This is a genomic window from Acidithiobacillus sp. TH-A36 (assembly GCF_057473445.1).
In genome coordinates this window covers 1-1,529 of record NZ_JBYCKP010000055.1, presented here as the reverse complement: position 1 = coordinate 1,529, position 1,529 = coordinate 1, and the positions used below count along the sequence as shown (strand labels likewise).

Sequence of the window (1,529 nt, the reverse complement as noted above, 5' to 3'; positions counted from 1 at the left end):
GTGAGCCAACGGGCCACCGCCGGGCCATCCAGATAAGACGTGTGCGGCCGCACAACAAAGAGCGTTCCCGTTTGGGAGTAAACAGCAGCGATATTGGACGGAATCTGGTTCATAAAGAAAACTCTCGCGTAAGCTGTAGAACTTCGTTCGCATACCGAACGGCCATAGCGGGTCTGCCACCATTCGCAATCAGGGTCGGCCCTGCGTTGTAGGCCATGAGCGCCAAACGTCGATTACCATCGAAGCGTTGTATCAGCATGGAAAGAAAACGGGCACCACCCTCAATATTGGATGGTGCCTGCCAGGGATTGACCCGCAAGACATCCCAGGCCGTAACCGGCTCCAGCTGCATGACGCCAATGGCTCCGGCGCTGGATACACGGGTTGCCGAACCCTGGAAATTGCCGCCGTTTTCCACATAGACAACGGCGGCGACCAGCACCGGCGAAATATGCGCATTCTTTGCCGCATGACGGACCAACGCCGCATAGGGGCCAGCGAGTTTCTTTACACGCCTTTTCAATAACAGTGCGGAATTCCGATTCTTTTTGGACGTTACCGTTTTGATCGGGATGGCCTGTTGCGCGTGTTTGGCGAAGTCCACTGCAGGAGATGCACCCGGAAAGCTAAACATGGACGCTATAACTGCGGCCAGAGAAAGTGTTCGTATCATTTTTTTACCTTTCAGCCGAGACTCATTCGATTTTTTATGGCTGCAAACGCAACCGCTTTTCTCCGTTCAGTCAATTAAAATGGAAGGATTGTCTACTAATGGTAACAGGCACGCCGTAGTGCAAAATTTTGTAAGTAATGGGCGCGCTGTTATAAGGCTGCTCCACACAACCGGCACTTTGCGGGAAGCCATAAGACGCTCTGGGATAATAGTGGATCCCGCGTCCAGCATCGAAATAATTGACCCACAAAATGCCTGGGTCATCATAAGGCTGCCAGCGTACCGGGTGACCATTGACCACGCCTCGTGCAGACTGCATAAGCGATGAGCCTGCCCATTGCGGCACCTGTTTTCCTGCCAGGGTCCGATAGGCGGCCCAGGAAATAGGTACGGGAAAAGCCCCGCGCATGGTGGTCTTTGGTAAACGTTGATAAATCGGCCAGGTCCCGTTTGGGGTGGAGCCTAGAACGCCGGTGTTCACGACAGTGCCCCAGATCCAGCCATTGCGTACGGCGAAACCCTTAAGCTCATCGCACCATGATGCCGGCACAAAATGCACACCGCGCTCCCAGACATGCAGGGATTCAGGAATCGGTGTGCCATCGGCTTTTGTCACATAGACCCACTCGTAATCCCAGGCATTCTTTTTCGCATCCTTGGAAAAAAGGGCACGAATAACCGCTTTGTGTAGATGACCTTCGGATACCCCGCCCGGTCCAAGAATCCCGTTCTGTCTTTCGAACTGGATGACCGCGCCCCGAATGAACGGATTGTGTTTGTTCCAGGCGTATGCATCGACGGCCCGTTGCAGGGGACGCGGCACGCGCCACAAAAAGGCATCGTGGCGAATCCGTGC

2 protein-coding genes are annotated in these 1,529 nt (G+C 54.3%); both read right to left on the bottom strand.

What is annotated here, in order from left to right; translation table 11 throughout:
* Positions 1-109: 109 nt before the first annotated feature.
* The gene (locus AC2VLY_RS01405; protein WP_486892447.1) at positions 110-673 is read right to left on the bottom strand and encodes a transglycosylase SLT domain-containing protein; all 564 of its coding nucleotides are present in this window, start codon (positions 671-673) and stop codon (positions 110-112) included.
* Positions 674-743: 70 nt separating this feature from the next.
* Positions 744-1,529, bottom strand: a 786-nt coding sequence (locus AC2VLY_RS01400) for a hypothetical protein (protein WP_486921653.1), incomplete at its 5' end; no start/stop codon positions are given.

Bases quoted from the DNA above. Each gene is read 5' to 3' on its own strand.
- AC2VLY_RS01405 (WP_486892447.1), bottom strand. From the start codon at position 673: ATGATACGAACACTTTCTCTGGCCGCAGTTATAGCGTCCATGTTTAGC.